The sequence below is a fragment of the Bradyrhizobium sp. USDA 4451 genome (assembly GCF_054822585.1).
On the sequence record NZ_JBTRCH010000001.1, the window covers coordinates 5,268,293 to 5,286,078 of the forward strand.

The 17,786-nt window shown below is 65.6% G+C and carries 17 protein-coding genes; 4 read left to right on the forward strand and 13 right to left on the reverse strand.

What is annotated here, in order from left to right:
* The first annotated feature begins 356 nt into the window (after positions 1-356).
* Together ACVMB0_RS24155 and ACVMB0_RS24160 are read left to right on the forward strand one after the other, a co-directional pair.
* On the forward strand, positions 357-1,019 hold the full coding sequence (locus ACVMB0_RS24155) for a DUF3313 domain-containing protein (RefSeq protein WP_461347914.1): 663 nt from the start codon (positions 357-359) through the stop codon (positions 1,017-1,019).
* A 52-nt stretch (positions 1,020-1,071) separates the two neighbouring features.
* Positions 1,072-1,638, forward strand: coding sequence for a DUF2147 domain-containing protein (locus ACVMB0_RS24160; protein WP_461347915.1), 567 nt, complete (start codon positions 1,072-1,074; stop codon positions 1,636-1,638).
* 102 nt (positions 1,639-1,740) lie between these two features.
* Here the strand turns inward: ACVMB0_RS24160 and ACVMB0_RS24165 are convergent, their stop codons facing one another.
* From ACVMB0_RS24165 to ACVMB0_RS24220, 12 genes are all read right to left on the reverse strand, one after another.
* On the reverse strand, positions 1,741-2,967 hold the full coding sequence (locus ACVMB0_RS24165; RefSeq protein ID WP_461347916.1) for an ABC transporter substrate-binding protein: 1,227 nt from the start codon (positions 2,965-2,967) through the stop codon (positions 1,741-1,743).
* 151 nt (positions 2,968-3,118) lie between these two features.
* On the reverse strand, positions 3,119-4,255 hold the full coding sequence (locus tag ACVMB0_RS24170) for an NHL repeat-containing protein (RefSeq protein ID WP_461347917.1): 1,137 nt from the start codon (positions 4,253-4,255) through the stop codon (positions 3,119-3,121).
* Positions 4,256-4,497: 242 nt separating this feature from the next.
* Entirely contained in the window at positions 4,498-5,238 is a 741-nt protein-coding gene (locus ACVMB0_RS24175) for an SDR family NAD(P)-dependent oxidoreductase (protein ID WP_461347918.1), read from the reverse strand.
* Between the two features lie 161 nt (positions 5,239-5,399).
* Entirely contained in the window at positions 5,400-6,941 is a 1,542-nt protein-coding gene (gene purF / locus ACVMB0_RS24180; protein ID WP_461347919.1) for an amidophosphoribosyltransferase, read from the reverse strand.
* A 34-nt stretch (positions 6,942-6,975) separates the two neighbouring features.
* The gene (locus ACVMB0_RS24185) at positions 6,976-7,611 is read right to left on the reverse strand and encodes a CvpA family protein (protein WP_212014401.1); all 636 of its coding nucleotides are present in this window, start codon (positions 7,609-7,611) and stop codon (positions 6,976-6,978) included.
* 187 nt (positions 7,612-7,798) lie between these two features.
* Positions 7,799-9,301, reverse strand: coding sequence for a DNA repair protein RadA (radA, locus tag ACVMB0_RS24190; RefSeq protein WP_456755208.1), 1,503 nt, complete (start codon positions 9,299-9,301; stop codon positions 7,799-7,801).
* A gap of 88 nt (positions 9,302-9,389) precedes the next feature.
* Complete coding sequence (locus ACVMB0_RS24195) at positions 9,390-9,866, reverse strand: hypothetical protein (RefSeq protein ID WP_461347920.1); 477 nt, start codon at positions 9,864-9,866, stop codon at positions 9,390-9,392.
* 27 nt (positions 9,867-9,893) lie between these two features.
* Complete coding sequence (locus ACVMB0_RS24200; protein WP_461347921.1) at positions 9,894-10,619, reverse strand: sulfite exporter TauE/SafE family protein; 726 nt, start codon at positions 10,617-10,619, stop codon at positions 9,894-9,896.
* Between the two features lie 245 nt (positions 10,620-10,864).
* Positions 10,865-11,635, reverse strand: coding sequence for an exodeoxyribonuclease III (locus ACVMB0_RS24205; RefSeq protein WP_461347922.1), 771 nt, complete (start codon positions 11,633-11,635; stop codon positions 10,865-10,867).
* 29 nt (positions 11,636-11,664) lie between these two features.
* Positions 11,665-12,969: an alanine racemase gene (alr, locus tag ACVMB0_RS24210; RefSeq protein ID WP_461347923.1), complete on the reverse strand. Its 1,305-nt coding sequence runs from the start codon at positions 12,967-12,969 to the stop codon at positions 11,665-11,667.
* A gap of 48 nt (positions 12,970-13,017) precedes the next feature.
* Entirely contained in the window at positions 13,018-14,520 is a 1,503-nt protein-coding gene (locus ACVMB0_RS24215; protein ID WP_456755202.1) for a replicative DNA helicase, read from the reverse strand.
* Positions 14,521-14,812: 292 nt separating this feature from the next.
* Entirely contained in the window at positions 14,813-14,935 is a 123-nt protein-coding gene (locus ACVMB0_RS24220; RefSeq protein WP_283812622.1) for a hypothetical protein, read from the reverse strand.
* Positions 14,936-15,120: 185 nt separating this feature from the next.
* Between ACVMB0_RS24220 and ACVMB0_RS24225 the strand changes: the two genes are divergently transcribed.
* A complete protein-coding gene (locus ACVMB0_RS24225) occupies positions 15,121-15,291 on the forward strand; it encodes a hypothetical protein (protein ID WP_456755201.1) in 171 nt (56 codons plus the stop codon).
* A gap of 20 nt (positions 15,292-15,311) precedes the next feature.
* Here the strand turns inward: ACVMB0_RS24225 and ACVMB0_RS24230 are convergent, their stop codons facing one another.
* Complete coding sequence (locus ACVMB0_RS24230) at positions 15,312-16,565, reverse strand: class I SAM-dependent methyltransferase (protein ID WP_456755200.1); 1,254 nt, start codon at positions 16,563-16,565, stop codon at positions 15,312-15,314.
* Between the two features lie 258 nt (positions 16,566-16,823).
* Between ACVMB0_RS24230 and ACVMB0_RS24235 the strand changes: the two genes are divergently transcribed.
* Entirely contained in the window at positions 16,824-17,753 is a 930-nt protein-coding gene (locus ACVMB0_RS24235) for a hypothetical protein (protein WP_461347924.1), read from the forward strand.
* The last annotated feature ends 33 nt before the right edge of the window (positions 17,754-17,786 follow it).

The window sequence follows — 17,786 nt, forward strand, 5'->3', positions numbered from 1 at the left end:
GGAATATGATCGCTTGGCGGCGTTGGATCGGCACCGGGCCCCTGAAATCCCCCGGCAATTGGTCCGGTATCACAGCAAACATCTCGGGTTTGTGACAGCGCTGGCCGTCATTCGCGAAGCCGTCGCGACAGGTTTTCTCCTGCGCGCTTCAAGCCCGGAATTTTTCTGACGGGTTTCCTGCGATTGCAACTTTACAAACCGCCTGGTCGGTTTTATAGATGGCCGCACTGAGGCAAGGTCTGGCGGCGCCGGGACGGCGAGCCAGATCGGCAGTGACGGCCGCAGCCGTAACTTTAGCCCCGGACGCGGCTGCGGCCGAGCTGCTCTTCCGCTTTAGCTCGGATGAGGAGATTGGAATGGAGAGCTCGATCGCGACACGCGGTCTGGGAGCGATGGCGCTTTGCGTCCTCGCAGCAGGATGCGCCGGCGTCACGCCGGTGGCCTATTCGGACGTGGCGTCAACCGCCTACATGACGCCCGATACGTCGGATTCCTCAGGCCGCGTGCCGTATCGCTATGCGCCGCCGGTCGACTGGCGGAGCTACAACAAGGTGATGCTCGATCCGGTCGTGATCTATCGCGGCGCGGATCATCAGTTCGGCGAGATGTCCGAGAAGGACAAGCAGACGCTCGCCGCCTACATGCAGACCCGCTTCGCCGACAAACTGCGTGGCCGCTTCACGCTGGTGAATACGCGCGGGCCGAACACATTTCGCGTGCGGCTGACGCTGACCGGCGCGGTTGCCAACACGCCGGTGCTCGGCACGCTGTCGCGCTTCGATATGGCAGGCGCGATCTATAATGGCGTGCAGGCGGCGCGCGACGGCGAGGGCACCATGACCGGCTCGGTGATCTATGCCGTCGAGATGTTCGACGGCCCGACCTCGCGGCTGCTCGGTGCTTACGTCAGCAAGCAATATCCCAACGCCTACGACATCAAGGCCAGCGTCGGCGACCTCGCCGCCGCCACCGCCGGCATCGACAAGGGTGCCGATGCCTTCATGGCGCAACTGAAGTGAGGCGCGCCGCGCGCGTCCTCGCAATCATTCCGATACTGAAAGGTCCCTTGCAATGAACTCTCTGGTTCGCATGTTTCTGCGCAGCCTGGTCGCGGCCCTGCTGATGAGTTCGACCGGCCGCGCCGAGACGATCCCGGCCGATCCCAGCGGCACCTGGCTGACCGAAAACGGACAGGCCCGTATCCGCCTCGAGCGCTGCGGCACCGCGCGCGATCGCATCTGCGGCTTCATCGTCTGGATGAAGGATCCGCTCGATCCGCGTGGCCAGCCGCTGCGCGACAGCCTCAATCCCGATCCCGACAAGCGAACGCGCGCGCTGCTCGGCCATCAGCTGATCCTGGGATTGAAGCTGACGCCGGAGGGGCGGTTCGACGGCGAGATCTACAATGCCGAGGACGGCAAGTCCTATGCGGTCTCGCTGTGGCGCGATGCGTCCGACCGGCTGAAGCTCCAGGGATGTCTGATCAGGTTCCTGTGCCAGACTCAGACCTGGAAGCAGACGCTCGACGTGCAGCCCGGACAGCTGGTCGGTCTGACCGGCGATCCCGGCGGCCCGCGCGCCGACCGGGAGTGGGCGTCGCTGCCCGCGCAGGCCAAGGCGAAGTCAGCCGCGAAATGAAAAGCGTAGGGCGGGCAAAGCGTAAGGGTGCCCACCATCGCGAGCACGCCGCAATGGTGGCCACGGCGCTAGCGCGCCTTTGCCCACGCTACGGCAGCTGGCTTATTTCTTCACCAGCGGACAGTCGCTCGCTTCGAGCGGCTTGGCGGCGTCTTCCGGCGAGATGGTGGCGATCAGCTTGTAATAGTCCCAGGGATATTTCGACTCTTCCGGCTTCTTCACCTCGAACAGATAGGCCGGGATGATGCGGCGGCCGTCGATCCGCAGCGGACCCTTGCCGAACAAGGGATCGTCGGTCGGGATCTCCTTCATCTTGGCGACCACCTTGGCGCCGTCGTGCGGATTGCCGCCCATCGCGTCCAGCGCCTTCAAATAATGCAGCACGCCGGCATAGACGCCGGCGACCGTCATCGACGGCATCGAGCCCTTCGGCGAGACCTTCTGGAAACGCTTCGACCAGGCGCGGGTCTGGTCGTTCATGTCCCAGTAGAACGACTCGGTGAAGGTGAGGCCCTGCGCGATCTTGAGGCCCAGCGCGTGCACGTCGTTGACGAACAGCAGCAGCGCCGCGAGCTTCTGTCCGCCCGCGGTGATACCGAATTCGGAGGCCTGCTTGATCGCGTTGGTGGTGTCGCCGCCGGCATTGGCGAGGCCGATGATCTTGGCCTTGGATGCCTGCGCCTGTAGCAGGAACGAGGAGAAATCCGCGGTGTTGAGCGGGTGCTTGACGCCGCCCAGCACCTTGCCGCCGTTGGCGGTGACGACCGCCGAGGTGTCGCGTTCCAGCGCATGGCCGAAGGCGTAGTCGGCGGTGAGGAAAAACCAGCTGTCGCCACCGGCCTTGGTCAGCGCCTTGCCGGTGCCGTTGGCGAGCATGTAGGTGTCGAACGTGTAGGAGATCGTGTTGGCGTTGCAGGCCTTGCCGGTGAGGTCGGCGGTCGCAGCCCCCGAGTTGAGCACGATCGAGTTCTTCTCCTTGGCGAGGTTGCTCACCGCCAGCGCAACGCCGGAGTTCGGCGTATCGGTGATGATGTCGACCTTCTCATTGTCGATCCAGTTGCGCGCGATGTTGACGCCGACGTCGGGCTTGTTCTGGTGATCGCCACTGACCACCTCGATCTTCCAGCCCTTGGCGAGCAGGCCGGAGTCTTCCACCGCCATGTTGGCGGCGGCCACCGAGTTCGGGCCGCCGATATCGGCATAGAGCCCCGACATGTCGTTCAGCACGCCGATCTTGACGTTCTTGTCCTGGGCAAGGGCCGGCGTTGCGAGGCCGAGTGCAGCGCAAGCGAGAAGCACGGCATGGCGCCGTGCGAGCGTCGTCGTCATGAGACATTCCCTCCACTGTAAATTTTCCGGACAGCCCTCTTGCGGGGCCTTGTGCCGGTGGTTCGGGTTCCCGCTTACCCTGTCCTTGGGCGAGCGGCAATCCGCATAAAGCCGGATGAACTGCGTCGAAGCGTCATCCCGCCGTCATTCCCTACTTGAGCGCATCCGAGGTCAGCTTGAACTTCTGGATCCGCTTGCCGTCGACCTCGCCGGTGTAGACGTTGCCCTTCTGGTCGACCGCCATCACATGGAGCAGGGCGAATTGTCCGGCGTTGCGACCGCTATGGCCGAAGGTGCCGACCACGGTGCCGTCGTCGCGCTTGATGACGCGGATCTCGTTGTTGGCGCCGTCGGCGTTCAGCAGATAGGTCTGCTTCTGATCGGGCCACAGCGCGAGATCGAATACCGCGCCGTCGCCGCGGGTGTTCTTTTCGTAGAACCATTCCCGCACGAAGGTGCCGTTCTTCTGGAACACCTGGATGCGGTCCTGGCTGCGATCGCAGACATAGACCAGCCCGTCATTGGCGATCTTGATGCAGTGCACGGGATTGCCGAACTGCTCCTGCACCGCGGCGCTCGGATCGTAGGGCGGCTGCTTCTCGTCGGTCGGCAATTTGCCGTAGCCGCCCCAGTGCCGCTTGTAGGCCAGCGTGGTGGCGTCGAACACGATGACACGGCGGTTGCCATAGCCGTCGGCGACGTAGAGCTCGTTTGCGTCCTTGTCGATCGCGATCCCCGCGGGCCGGCCGAGCTGGGTCGAGTCGTTGCTGTTGGTGCGCGCGGCGATCTTGCCGATCTGGCCGAGATATTTGCCGTCGAGCGAGAACTTCAGGATTTCGCTGTCGTCATCGGCATTGCCGCCGATCCAGACGAAGCCGCGCTCGTCGACCTCGATGCCGTGCTCGCGGCCGACCCACTGATAGCCGTCGCCGGGTCCGCCCCAGGATCGCAGCAGATTGCCGTCGACGTCGAACTCCAGCACCGGCGGCGCCGCCACGCAGCATTTTGCGCGCGGCGGGCTCAGGCTCGCGGCCTTCTCGCCATCGGTCAGCGAGCGCGGCCGGTGGATCACCCAGATGTGGCCCTGCCAGTCGACGGTAATGCCGCCGATCTGGCCGAGGATCCAGTTGTTGGGCAGCTGTTTCGGCCAGGAGGCGTCGACCGCGAAGATCGGGACGTCACCGGCCTTGGCCGGCGCGGGCGCAATGAGAAGCGCTGAGGATGCGATGCAGGCGGAGAAAAACAATCCGGTGAGAATGGAGCGCGCGCGATTGAACGTCGGCGTCATGATGCCTCCCGAGCGTCTTCTTGGCGGCCGTGCCGCTGGAGAGGGCAGTCAATCGTGGGGCGGACGCGGAGTCAATTGCATGAGAATGGCAAGCAGAAGCGCCATAAACGGTGTCATCGCCCGGCTTGACCGGGCGATCCAGTACGCCGCGGCGTCTCGACTCAAGCACTGCTGCCTCTGGAATACTGGATCACCCGCATGCGCGGGTGATGACAATCGAAGGTACGGCTCGTATGTGCCCCTCACGCCGGCGGCTGGAATGTCCGCAGCATGCGTGCCTTGTAGTCGTAGAGCTTGCCCGTCTCGGTCCATGCAGGCGAACACATCGGCACGATGAATTCGGCGGCCATGTCGGGTGTATCCAGCGTCATCGGGTCTTCGCCGGGAAACACCTGCGCCCGCATTCTGGTGCGGATCGGGCCGGGGCTGAACAGATTGACGCGCAGCGCGGTGTTGGCGGTCTCGTTGGCCCAGGAGCGCACCAGCGCGTCGAGCGCGGCCTTGGAGGCCGCATAGGGGCCGAGATAGGCGCTGGCCTTGTGCGCCACGCCTGAGGTCACGAACACCGCGCGGCCGGCGTCGGACTGCCGCAGCAGCGGGTCCATGCAGCGGATCAGCTGGAAGTTGGCGGTGACGTTGATTGCGAGCACGTCGTTCCACGGCTTCAGCTCGATATGGCCGAGCGGCGACGAGGGGCCGGCGGTGCCGGCATTGCCGACGAGAATGTCGAGCTTGCCGAGGCGCTCATGCAGCGCGAGCCCGAGCCGCGCGATGCCCTCGTAGTCGGTGAGCGAGAGCGGCACCAGCGTGGCGCTGCCGCCGTCCTTGCGGATCGCGTCGTCGAGCTCTTCCAGCCCGCCTTGCGTGCGCGCCACCGCCACGACATGGGCGCCGGCCTTGGCCAGCGCGATTGATGTCGCATAGCCGATGCCGCGCGAAGCGCCGGTCACGAGGGCAATCCGGGAGGCGAGGGGTTTTGTCATGGGAGGGACTCTAACAAATCGTCGTCCCTGCGAAAGCAGGGACCCATACGCCGTGACGGCGATAATGGAAGAAAGTGGTCGTGTCTAACACTGTCACCAGCCACGCTGGCCGGTGGTTATGGGTCCCTGCTTTCGCAGGGACGACAGCGGTGGTGATAGCGTCAGCTCGCCTCAGCGAGCAGCGAGAGCTGGCGCGGCGGGGCCTCGGTTTCGCTCTGGTCGGTGAGGTGGGTCGGATAGGCGCCGGTGAAGCAGTGGTCGGCGAACCTTGGATTGGCTGGATCGCGCCCCTCATAGCCCATCGCGCGGTACATGCCGTCGATCGACAGGAAGGCGAGCGAGTCGGCGCCGATGATGTCGCGCATCTCCTCGAGCGAATGGGTCGCCGCCAGCAGACCGCCGCGGTCCGGCAGGTCGATGCCGTAATAGTCGGGATAGAGGATCGGCGGTGAGGCGAGGCGGAAATGCACCTCGCGGGCGCCGGCGTCGCGCATCATGCGCACGATCTTCTTCGAGGTGGTGCCGCGCACGAGCGAGTCGTCGATCAGGATGATGCGCTTGCCCTCGATCGCGGCGCGGTTGGCCGAATGCTTCATGCGGACGCCGAGCTCGCGCACGGTCTGGGTCGGCTGGATGAAGGTGCGGCCGACATAGTGGTTGCGGATGATGCCGAGCTCGAACGGCACGCCGGAATACTGGCTGTAGCCGACCGCGGCAGGGACGCCGGAATCCGGCACCGGCACCACGACGTCGACCTCGGGATGGCTCTCGCGCGCGAGTTGAGCGCCGAACGCCTTGCGCACGTCGTAGACCGAGCGGCCGCCGACGATGGAGTCGGGCCTTGCGAAATAGATGTACTCGAAGATGCAAGGCCGCGCCGGCTTCGGCGGGAACGGCTTGTGGCTGTGCGCGCCGTGCTCGTCGAACACGATGATCTCGCCGGGCTCGATGTCGCGGACATATTTGGCGCCGATCATGTCGAGCGCGCAGGTCTCCGAGGTCAGGATCGGATGGCCGTCGAGATCGCCGAGCACCAGCGGACGGATGCCGAGCGGGTCGCGCGCGCCGACCAGTTTCTTGTTGGTGAGCGCAACCAGCGCATAGGCGCCCTCGATGGTGCGCAGCGCCTCGATGAAACGGTCGATGAAGCGGGTGCGCTTCGACTGCGCAACCAGGTGCAGGATCACCTCGGTATCGGTGGTCGACTGCATCATGGCACCGCCCTTGACCAGCTCGCGACGCAGGGTCAGGCCATTGGTCAGGTTGCCGTTATGGCCGACCGCGAAGCCGCCGGCGCTGAGCTCGGCGAACAGCGGCTGCACGTTGCGCAGGATGGTGCCGCCGGTCGTGGAGTAGCGGACGTGGCCGACCGCGGCGTTCCCGGGCAGGCGCTCGATCACCTCGCGGCGGGAGAAGGCGTCGCCGACCAGGCCGAGGCGGCGTTCCGAGTGGAAGCGGCTGCCGTCGAAGGAGACGATGCCGGCGGCCTCCTGGCCGCGGTGCTGGAGCGCGTGCAGGCCGAGCGCGGTGATCGCGGCGGCCTCCGGATGGCCGAAGATGCCGAACACGCCGCATTCCTCGCGGAGCGTGTCGCCATCGAGATCGGGGTGGTACCTGAGAGGGTCGTTTTTGGGGTCGTCTTGCAGTACGATCGGGCCGAGGTCGAGATCCATTTGGTCGCTATGATCCGAAGGGGTCTGCATCTCGTTCATCGCCTCTCGTAAGGGCCCAAATAGTTTATCGGCCCGCGGGTTTCTCGATCAGCTTCTTCAAGCTGTCACGCGCAGGTTTGCTATAGCCATCACCCGACGCCGGCGTCGCCTGATCATTGGTATCGGCCGCAGAATCGTCGTCTGGCTTATTCTTCTTGAACTTCTTTAAGATGGTGTTCTCGGGGTCGTCAGGCAAGAGCGTCATGAGCCAATCCCCGGTTCCCTGCAACACCACGCGGGACTTCGCGCCGGTCACCCAGTCGGGCCGCTGCTTGTCGGGAACCAGCCAGGTGAAGAACATGAACGCCACGACCACGATCAGGAGGCCGCGGGCGAGCCCGAACAGGAAGCCGAGAGTACGGTCGAGCGCGCCGATCCGGGAATCCAGGATCATGTCGGAAATCCGCACCGTGATCACGGAAACCACGATCAGCGTGCCGATGAAGGTGCCGGCGACCACGACGATGGCCGCGACCGTGTCGTTGTTGAAGTAGGTTTTGGCGGTCGGCAGCAGCTTCGAGAAAGCATACAGCGTGACCAGCGCGGCGGCGCCCCAGGCCGCGATCGACAGGATCTCGCGCATGAAGCCGCGCACCATGGCAAGCAGGCCCGAGATCAGCATCACGCCGAGCAGGACGAGATCGAGTATTGTTACGGGCATCGGCTGGTCAGGTCCGCTGGTACGTTTCGGTACGGTGTTAAGGGCTTACGCTGTGAGAGCTCTCGCGAATCGGCAAAGTCGGTGCCGTCCTAACTGAGGCGCATTGGGGGCATCCGGCAAGGCCGCAACACCACCTGTCCCGCGCGGCGGATGTATAGCGGCGAGGGGCTGAGACGTCACGCCCGCTTTAGGTGGTCTCGCGACGGAATCGGGCCGGTGTGGCATTTTTCCCAGCCTTATCAGCGTCTCCGGAGCCGCCCGGGTCGCCGCTTGGCGCACCTTCGTCGTGCCGTGGCGCAGCCCGGCCGCCGCGGGGCGTTCCGCGCGCGGCGATTTCAGCGACCAGCGTGGTCAGATTGCCGACGCTGTTGAGCGCGAGCCCCATATCGCCCCCCGGTTCGCCGCGGGCCGATTCGGGCAGGATGGCGCGGCCGAAGCCGAGCTTGAGCGCCTCTTTCAGCCGGGCCGGGGTCTGCGCCACCGGGCGGATCGCGCCCGACAACGAAATCTCGCCGAAATAGACTGCATCCGTCGGCAGCGGCGCATTCACCAGCGAGGACACCAGCGCGGCGGCCGCGGCGAGGTCGGCGGCCGGCTCCTGGATGCGCAAGCCGCCGGCGACGTTGAGATAGACGTCATGTCCGGACAATTTGACGCCGCAATGTGCTTCCAGCACCGCCAGCACCATCGACAGCCGGCTTGGATCCCAGCCGACCACGGCGCGGCGCGGCGTGCCGAGCGAGGTCGGCGCCACCAGCGCCTGCAATTCGACCAGCACCGGGCGGGTGCCCTCGATGCCGGCAAACACGGCGGTGCCGGGGCTGCCGAGCTCGCGCTCGGAGAGGAACAGTTCCGAGGGGTTGGTGACCTCGCGCAGCCCGAGTCCGGTCATCTCGAACACGCCGATCTCGTCGGTGGCGCCAAATCGGTTCTTGACCGAGCGCAGGATGCGGAACTGCTGCGAGCCTTCGCCTTCGAACGACAGCACCGCATCGACCATGTGCTCGACCACGCGGGGGCCGGCGATCTGGCCGTCTTTTGTCACGTGGCCGACCAGGATGATCGCAGCCCCGGTCTTCTTGGCGAAGCGAATGAGTGCCTGCGCCGAGGCGCGCACCTGGGTCACGGTGCCGGGCGCGGATTCCACCGTGTCGGTCCACATGGTCTGGATCGAATCGATCACGATCAGCCGCGGCACCGCGCCTTCCGACAGCGTCGAGACTATGTCCTCGACCGAGGTTTCCGAGGCAAGCTGCACCGGCGCGTCGGCGAGCCCGAGCCGCTCGGCGCGCAGCCGCACCTGGGCCACCGCCTCTTCGCCGGATATATAGACCGCGCGGTGGCCGGCGCGCGCCATCATGGAGGTGGCCTGGGTCAGCAACGTCGATTTGCCGATTCCGGGATCGCCGCCGACCAGGAGCACCGAGCCGCGCACGAAGCCGCCGCCGGTGACGCGGTCGAGCTCGGCCATGCCCGACGACAGCCGCGGCGCGTCCTGGGTCTTGCCGGACAGCGATTCCAGCGCGAACGTCCGCCCCTTGCGCTTGGAGCGGATCGAGACCGGCACCGAGCCCGTGGTGTCTTCCTCGGCCAGCGTGTTCCACTCGCCACAGGAGTCGCACTTTCCCTGCCAGCGATTATACGCCGCGCCGCAGTTCTGGCAGACAAAGGACAGGGTGGATTTGGCCATGAAGGAGAGCTCGATTCCTGATCCTCTCCATAGCACGGATCAAAGGGTCGCAATGCCCGACGGCCGCGCCGTGCCCGGGCATGTCGGGTCAGCGGAGGCCCGACGCCGATCGTTGCTTCAGGACGCGAACCGCGATCGGGGCGGCCGGCCATAGCTGCAGCCGGTAGTGGTCGTCGCCCTCGAGGCCGTTTTCCGACAGCGTGTCGAGCGCGCCGTAGGAGACGCGCACCCGATAGGACCCTGGCGGGGTCTCGATGCGCACGGCATCGGGGAAGTAGTCGGTGCAACCGGCGATCACGACGCGTCCGGAGGCGACGTCGAGGCTTGCTTCGACCACGTGATCCCAGTTAGCCGAATCGTCGTCGGGCTCCTGCTCAAGCAGTGTCACCGTGACTGGAACATCCATGTTCCGCACGGTGCCGATCCCGACCGTCCCCGGCGCGATCGCAAGCATTCGATCGGTCGCTTCCTCCGTCCACGCAGCGGAAAGGTCGCCGGATGCAGGTTCATCCTGGATGTAGAATTGAAAGTAATCGGCGAACAGTGAAAGTTCGAGCGATTTCATTTTAGGGCTTCCCTGAATGATCGATCTTCAGTTCATCATAGCGGTCCACAGCAGCGACGCGCCCGCCGCCAGCATGATGCCGTCCATGATCAGGCGGAACGCCTCCGGCTTCATCTGCAGCACGAAGCGTTTGGCGATGAAGGCGCCGGCCATCAGCGAGGCGCCGGCGATCAGGCCTTTCAACGCGATGTCTGATGTCAGCGCGCCGAAGCGTTCGAAGGTCACCGACTTGCTGAGATAGAGACCGAGCGAGCTCGCCGCTTCGGTGGCGAGGAAGGCGCCCTTGTTGAGGCCGTAGAACAGGAACAGCGGCACACTGAGCGGGCCGGTCGAGGCGACGATGCCGGTGAGGTAGCCGATCAGCGCGCCGCCGATTGCGAGATGCCAGAGATTGGCTTTCAGCCTGTGCCGCGCCAGCCAGTGCCGCACCGGCACCATCGCGATCAGGAACACGCCGATCGCGATATCGACCGCGCGCGAGGGCAAAGCGAGCAGCGTGCGCGCGCCGAGCGCTGCGGCCGGAATGCCCGTGATCGAGTAGGCCGCGCAAGCGCGCCAGTCGACCTCGCGCCACCAGGCCAGGATGCGCGAGAGGTTGGCCATCACGGCGGCGACCGCCATGATCGGCACCGCCTGTTTCGGGCCGTATTGATAGACCAAGACCGGCATCAGCATGATCGACGAGCCGGTGCCGACGATGCCGGAAATGGTGCCGGCGACGAGGCCGACGATCAGGACGAAGACAAAGCCCACCTGCGCGCTCCGAGAGGTGGTTTGCCCATGCCACCGATTGGCCCGCCGGCGCAAGGGTCGCGAATAGCGCCACATATTCGGCGTCGTCCCTGCCTAGTGCGCAATTACGCACGGGAGCAGGGACCCATAACCACAGGCATTCATTGTTGAGCGACGCCCGAACGACGAGTCTCTTCAACAACAGCCGCCGCGGAGTATGGGTCCCTGCTTTCGCAGGGACGATGGCTGTGGTGGGGCAGGCGCCATCACCTCAACACCACCCACGCCGGTGCATGATCACTGGCTCCTTCCTCGCCGCGGATGTCGCGGTCGACGCCGGCTTTCGCGAGCCGCGCGGCGACCTCGGGGCTGAGCAGGAGATGATCGAGCCGCAGGCCGGCGTCGCGCGGCCAGCGCTGGCGCTTGTAGTCCCAGAAGGTGAACATTGGCTCGTCCGGATGCAGCGTGCGGATCGCATCGCACCAGCCTTGGTCGACCAGCGCCTTGAACGCGGCGCGGCTCTTCGGCTGGATTAGCGCATCCTTGTCCCAGGAGCGGGTCGGATAAATGTCGAGAGGCGTCGGCGCGACATTGTAGTCGCCGGCAAGCACCACGGGCACCTCCTGCTTCAGCAGCTTGGCGGCGTGGGCGCGCAACCGCTTGAACCAGGCGAGCTTGTATTCGAATTTTGGTCCGGGCTGCGGATTGCCGTTCGGCAGATAGAGGCTGGTGACGACGATGCCGCGCACCGCGGCCTCGATGTAGCGCGCCTCGTGGTCGTCGCGATCGCCGGGCAGGGCGGTGCGGATCAGCACCGGATCGGCCTTGCGCGCGAGGATGGCGACGCCGTTCCAGGTCTTTTGTCCCTGCCACACCGCGCCGTAGCCGGCCTTCGCGAGCGCGGCCGCCGGAAACTCGGCGTCGCTGGCCTTCAACTCCTGCAAGCTGACGACGTCCGGTTTGGCCGCCTTCAGCCAGCGCAGCAAATTGGGCAGCCGGCGGTTGACGTTGTTGATGTTGAAGGTCGCGATCTTCATGCGGTCAGACGATCGCGACGATTCAGCCGTCAGGCGGAGGGCAGTGGCGGCGGTGCAGCGGGCGCTGCCTTCGGCAAGACTGGCGGCGCCGTCTGCGTGGCGGCCGGCTCGCTCGTCTCGGCGACCGCCTCGACTTTCTCGGCACTCGCGTCGCTTGTCGCCGCAACCGCATCGCCGCCCTTGTAGATGCGCACGAAGCGGCGGCCGAGGCTGGTCAGCACCTCATAGCCGATGGTGCCGAAATGATGCGCGACCTCGTCGACGGTGATGCCGTCGCCGATCAAGGTTACCATGTGGCCGCGGCGCACCACGTTCTTGTCGAGGTCGGTGACGTCGACCGCGATCAAATCCATCGAGACGCGGCCGGCGATCGGGCAGCGCTTGCCGGCGACCACGACCTCGGCGCCGCGGGTGCCGTCATTGGCGCTGGCGGCGCGGAAATAGCCGTCGGCATAGCCGGCGGCGATGATCGCGAGCCGGGTCGGCCGCCGCGCGGTCCAGGTGCCGCCATAGCCGACGGTCTCGCCGCGATCGATGTTGCGGATCTGCACGATGCGCGCCTTGAGGTCGACCACGGGCTGCATCGGGTTGTCGGCCTCCGGGGTCGGATTGACGCCGTAGAGCGCGCAGCCCGGCCGCACCATGTCGAACTGGAATTGGGCGCCGAGGAACACGCCGGAGGAGTTCGCCAGCGAGGCCGGCACGCCGGTGAACAGGCTTGCGATCTCGCGGAAGCTCGAAAGCTGCCTGGCGTTGACCGGACTGTTGAGCAACTCGGCGGAGACGAGGTGGCTCATGACCAGCGTGATGCCGTGATCGCCGGCATTGATCCGCGGGATGATGCCCTGCGCTTCGCTGACCGTCAGCCCGAGCCGGTTCATGCCGGTGTCGATATGGATGGCGGCGCCGCCGGACCAGCCGGAGCGGCGGCAGAACACATCCCATTCGGCGAGTTCGTTGAGATCGCCGATCACAGGCTTGCAGTCGATCCTGGCGTAGGCATCGCCGGTCTGCTGGAAGAAGCCGCCGAGCGAATACACGGTCGCCTGCGGAGCGGCGGCGCGCACCGCGGCGGCTTCCTCGACATTGGCGACGAAGAACGTCTTGCAGCCGGCCTTGGCGAGCGCCCGCGACACCTGCTCGGCGCCGCAGCCATAGGCATTGGCCTTGACCACGGCGGCGCATTCGGCGGGGACTGCGGTCTTCTCGAGCTTGCGCCAATTGGCGATGATGGCGTCGAGGTCGATGGTCAGGATACCGGTGGCGGCCGGGTGGGCCGCCAGCAGATTGGCTTCGGGCGTCAGCTGCGATTTCGCGTCGGTCACGATGTTCATGGCGCAGTTGTACGCGGCGGGCTTGCGCCGTTCAACCGCGCAGCGGAATCAGTGGGAGTGATCCGGAACCTGGCCGTCGGCCGCGAGATCGCCGAACCGGGTGACGCTGGCCTCGAAGTGCAGTTCGACGGTGCCGGTCGGGCCGTGACGCTGCTTGCCGATGATGACTTCGGCCTTGCCGTGGGCGAGGCCCATTTCCATCTGCCACTTCTCGTGCTCTGGGGTGCCGGGGCGCGGCTCCTTGTTCGCGAGGTAGTATTCCTCGCGGTAGACGAACATCACGACGTCGGCGTCCTGCTCGATCGACCCGGATTCACGCAGGTCGGACAATTGCGGCCGCTTGTCGTCGCGGTTTTCGACCTGACGCGACAGCTGCGACAGCGCGATCACCGGGACGTTCAGTTCCTTCGCCAGCGCCTTCAGGTTGGTGGTGATCTCGGTGATTTCCTGCACGCGGTTGTCGGTGCCCTTCTTGCCGGAGCCCTGCAGCAGCTGGATGTAGTCGATCACGATCAGGTCGAGACCCTTCTGCCGCTTGAGCCGGCGGGCGCGGGCCGTGAGCTGCGAGATCGAGAGGCCGCCGGTTTCGTCGACATAGAACGGCAGCGACTGCAACTCGATCGAGCAGTCGCGGATCTTCTCGAAATCGAGCTCGGAGATGCCGCCGCGACGGATGTGGCTCGACGGGATTCCGGTGCGTTCGGCGAGAATACGGGTGGCGAGCTGCTCGCCGCTCATTTCGCAGGAGAAGAAGCCGACGGAGCCGCCGTTGGCGGCTTTGACCGTGCCGTCGGCCTGGACCTCGGGCACATAGGCCTTGGCGATGTTGTAGGCGATGTTGGTGGCGAGCGAGGTCTTGCCCATACCGGGCCGGCCGGCAAGCACGATGAGGTCGGAGGGCTGCAAGCCGCCCATGCGGGCGTCGAGATCGCGCAGGCCCGTCGAGATGCCCGACAGCTTGCCGTCGCGCTGGAATGCCTTTGCCGCCATGTCGACGGCGACCGTGAGCGCATCGGCAAAGCGCTGGAAGCCGCCGTCATAGCGCCCGGTCTCGGCGAGTGCGTAAAGCTGCCGCTCGGCGTCCTCGATCTGCGCACGCGGCGCGAAATCGACCGGCGCGTCGTAGGCGACGTTGACGATCTCCTCACCGATCTGGATCAGGTTGCGGCGCAGGCTGAGGTCGTAAACGGTGCGCCCGTAATCCTGGGCGTTGATGATGGTGGTCGCCTCGGCCGCGAGGCGAGCGAGATATTGGCTGACGGTCATGCCGCCGAGATCGAGCTCGGCCGGCAGGAAGGTTTTCAAGGTGACGGGCGTTGCAACCTTGCCCATCCGGATCAGGCTACCGGCCGTCTCGTAGATCTGCTGATGGATGATTTCGAAGAAATGCTTCGGCTCGAGAAAGTCGGAGACGCGATAGAACGCGTCATTGTTGACCAGGATGGCGCCCAGCAGACCCTGTTCCGCTTCGATGTTGTGCGGCGCATTCCGATAGGTCGGCGATGCGGCGTCGGGCGCGAGCTTGTGGACGTTCGAATCAATCAAGGCCATGGACGAGCTTATTCTTCTGATTGCGTCGTTGCTGCGATTTTCGGATGTGGGGCGGCGATCAAGCGCCAGCCCGGCACGAAGCGAAAGGACGGATATTTTCTTATGCACGATTCACACATCGCGATGTGTGAATCGTGACGGCCGGATGCATTCCGCTTGACGGGGTTTCGCCCGGGATCGGGCGGAGGGCGGCCGATCAGGAATGTCGTTGGCGAAAACCGGACGCAGCCTGAACCTTTTTGGGCGCGAGCCGACCCATGCAGAGGCGAGACGGCGGCTGGCCCCGGTTCCTTCAGATCAGGATGAGGAAAGCCAGCGCAACCAAGGCGGCCACCACGCCGGTGGCGATCAGGGCGTAGTCGGTCGCGATATCGCGCTGCGGGTCCAACATCGTCTGGTGCGTTTCTCGGGTCATTCCGGACCACTACGACAGCCCGGGACAGACCTTTGTGAAGCAGATCACACCTGCTGCACTTTCTTTGCAGCAAGGATCGCGGGAACGACCCGGCGGATTTCGGGTTGTATCCGCTCAGGGAAGATACGGCGGCGATGGCTCAAGAGTTTCAGACAGCGCGATCGAGGGTTGGCCGGGCAGGCGGTGTGGACCGCCGCTGGCTGGCCGCGCTTGTCGATGCCATGGAGCAGGCGGCGCGTCCGGAGGTCCGGAAAGCTCCTTGCGACGCCAAGCTGATCTCGGCCGCCGCGGCCCATCTGGCGCGTCCGGCCTCGACCTTCGCCCATTGCGGGTCGGCCTACAGCCTCCGCAACTGACAGCACCCATCCTGTCGGGTTTACTCGCCGGCGAGTTGCAGCCGGGGCTTGGCGGCGTCGGCCTCCTTCAGCCGCAGCCGGGCTTCCTCGCGCCCGATATAGTCGCGGGTCATCGGGACGATGCCCTGGCGCTTGGTGAGCTGGAGCTGGAAGTTCATCATGTTCTGCACCCGGAACGACATCTCCGCGGCGGCGAGATAGAACTCCCACATCCGGGCGAAGGCTTCGTCGTAAAGCCGCACGGCCTCCTCGCGCCGCGCCATGAAGCGCTCGCGCCACGCCTTCAGCGTCTCGGCATAGTGCAGCCGCAGGATCTCCATGTCGCAGATCAGCAAGCCGGCCTTCTCGATCGCCGGCATCACCTCGGACAGGGCCGGGATGTAGCCGCCGGGGAAGATGTATTTGCGGATCCAGGGGCTGGTGACATCGGGGCCGGTCGAGCGGCCAATCGAATGCAGCAGCATCACACCATCGTCGCTCAGCAACTCGGCGCAGCGCTTGAAGAAGGTCTCGTAATAGGCGACCCCGACATGTTCGAACATGCCGACCGAGACGATGCGGTCGAAGGGCCCGGGGATGTCGCGGTAATCCTGCATCAGGAAACGAGCCGATTGCGACAGGTTCCGCTCCGCGGACCGGGCGTTGGAGATCTGCAGCTGCTCGGTCGACAGCGTGACGCCGGTGACATCAGCACCGCTCATCTCTGCAAGATAGAGCCCGAGCCCGCCCCAGCCGGAACCGATATCGAGCAGACGGTGGCCGGGCTTGATCAGCAGTTTTGCCGCAAGGTGGCGCTTCTTGGCGAGCTGGGCGTCGTCCAGCGTCGCCTCCGGGGTTTCGAAATAGGCGCAGCTATATTGCTTGTCGGCGTCGAGGAAGAGCGAATAGAGGCGGCCGTCGAGGTCGTAATGGCGGGCGACATTGCTTCTGGAGCGGCCGCGCACGTTGATCTGCTGGGCGCGCCGCCCGAGGAAGCGCAGCCAGGCCTGCAGCCTGGCAAAGTTCGGCAACATGGCCGCCTGGCCCATCAGGACGGCCAGCACATCGGCGATGCTGCCTTGTTCCACCACGAACGTGCCGTCCATGAAGGCTTCGCCGAGATAAAGTTCGGGATCGACCAGCACGCGGGCTTGGGCCGCCCTGGTCGTGAAGCGTGCGGCCGCCGGAATGCCGGTGCCGTCGCCGCATGTGAATTGAGCGCCGCTCGCGGTCGTGAACGTGATCGAACCGCGGCGGATAAAGCGCCCCAAGAAGTATCGCAACAATCGGTCCATCGAGACACCAACGGAACGGCAAGCTGCACACCGACACCACCGGAGCTGATCACTCCAATGTGTCCCCAAACTAAACATAGGCAGGGAATTGGATCGCGCTATTGCGTTGTGCTCAAAGCCGATATTCCAAAATGTGACAATTGCGTGGATGCGTCACGCGCGTGCTTCCATTCGCGCGATAATCGTCTAAAAGGTGACCGCCGCAGCCGATCCATCAGGTGCAGGCGGCGATTTTTCCGGAATCTGGAGACTTAAGGAATGTTGAGCCGAGCCCTCAGTCTGGCGACGGTGACGCTTCTGATTGGCCTGTCGGCCGGGTCGGTGCGCGCACAAAACCTCGAGGCCGGCAAAAGCCCCTCCCAGATCTTCGCGAACACCTGCACGGCCTGCCACAAGAGCCCGCGCGGCCTGCTGAAGACCGTTCCGGCCGGCTCGCTGCCGGGCTTCCTGCGCCAGCACTACACCACATCGAGCGACATGGCCGGTGTGCTGTCGTCCTATCTGATTTCGAACGGTGCCAACGACCCACGTTACCAGGCCAAGGATCAGCCCAAGGGAGCCAAGGGCAGGGAAGGCAGGCAGGAGGCAATCCAGTCTCCCGAGCAGGCCTCCGAACGTCCGTCGCGCCGGCAGCATCAGGGCGCGGCACAGGAAGGTGCAAAGCCGGACGCCGATGGTCTGACCCAGGCGCCGGGCGAGGGCCGTCAGGGCCACCGCGGCCGGCGCATGGCCCGCCCGACCGAAACGCCGGAGGGCGCCAAGCCGGAGGACGGCCAGCCGCCGCAGGCCGCAAGCGAGGGCAAGCCGTTGCGTCAGAAGCACGGCCGTCGCGGCAAGCCGCTCGACGAGCCGAAGTCGGAGGAGGCGCCGAAGGGCGAGACCTCCAGCGACGAGCCAAAGGCCCAGACGGCCGTGAAGCACGAAGACAAGGGCGAGGCCGAGAAGCCGGCGAGACCTGCCAGCCAGCCCGACGCGGCCAAGCTTGATGCGCCGAAGAGCAGCAGCGAGCCTTCTGCCCTGCGCTCCGACCCGGTTCCGCAGGTCACGCCGGCGCCGGCCGCCCCCGAGCCCGCCGCTGCCGCGTCTCCGGCACCCGCCGCGCCGCCGGTGACCGCGACCGCGCCGCCGCCACCGCCGCCCCCGACGACGCCAGGCTCCGGTCCGCCGGAGGCGCCAAGCTCGAAGTAATCGCCGACGCCGGACCCATGAGGCCCGGCGTTT

Coding starts and splice junctions, on each gene's coding strand:
- ACVMB0_RS24155 (WP_461347914.1), top strand. CDS start 357: ATGGAGAGCTCGATCGCGACACGCGGTCTGGGAGCGATGGCGCTTTGC.
- ACVMB0_RS24160 (WP_461347915.1), top strand. CDS start 1,072: ATGAACTCTCTGGTTCGCATGTTTCTGCGCAGCCTGGTCGCGGCCCTG.
- ACVMB0_RS24165 (WP_461347916.1), bottom strand. CDS start 2,967: ATGACGACGACGCTCGCACGGCGCCATGCCGTGCTTCTCGCTTGCGCT.
- ACVMB0_RS24170 (WP_461347917.1), bottom strand. CDS start 4,255: ATGACGCCGACGTTCAATCGCGCGCGCTCCATTCTCACCGGATTGTTT.
- ACVMB0_RS24175 (WP_461347918.1), bottom strand. CDS start 5,238: ATGACAAAACCCCTCGCCTCCCGGATTGCCCTCGTGACCGGCGCTTCG.
- purF (WP_461347919.1), bottom strand. CDS start 6,941: ATGCAGACCCCTTCGGATCATAGCGACCAAATGGATCTCGACCTCGGC.
- ACVMB0_RS24185 (WP_212014401.1), bottom strand. CDS start 7,611: ATGCCCGTAACAATACTCGATCTCGTCCTGCTCGGCGTGATGCTGATC.
- radA (WP_456755208.1), bottom strand. CDS start 9,301: ATGGCCAAATCCACCCTGTCCTTTGTCTGCCAGAACTGCGGCGCGGCG.
- ACVMB0_RS24195 (WP_461347920.1), bottom strand. CDS start 9,866: ATGAAATCGCTCGAACTTTCACTGTTCGCCGATTACTTTCAATTCTAC.
- ACVMB0_RS24205 (WP_461347922.1), bottom strand. CDS start 11,635: ATGAAGATCGCGACCTTCAACATCAACAACGTCAACCGCCGGCTGCCC.
- alr (WP_461347923.1), bottom strand. CDS start 12,969: ATGAACATCGTGACCGACGCGAAATCGCAGCTGACGCCCGAAGCCAAT.
- ACVMB0_RS24215 (WP_456755202.1), bottom strand. CDS start 14,520: ATGGCCTTGATTGATTCGAACGTCCACAAGCTCGCGCCCGACGCCGCA.
- ACVMB0_RS24220 (WP_283812622.1), bottom strand. CDS start 14,935: ATGACCCGAGAAACGCACCAGACGATGTTGGACCCGCAGCGCGATATC.
- ACVMB0_RS24230 (WP_456755200.1), bottom strand. CDS start 16,565: ATGGACCGATTGTTGCGATACTTCTTGGGGCGCTTTATCCGCCGCGGT.
- ACVMB0_RS24235 (WP_461347924.1), top strand. CDS start 16,824: ATGTTGAGCCGAGCCCTCAGTCTGGCGACGGTGACGCTTCTGATTGGC.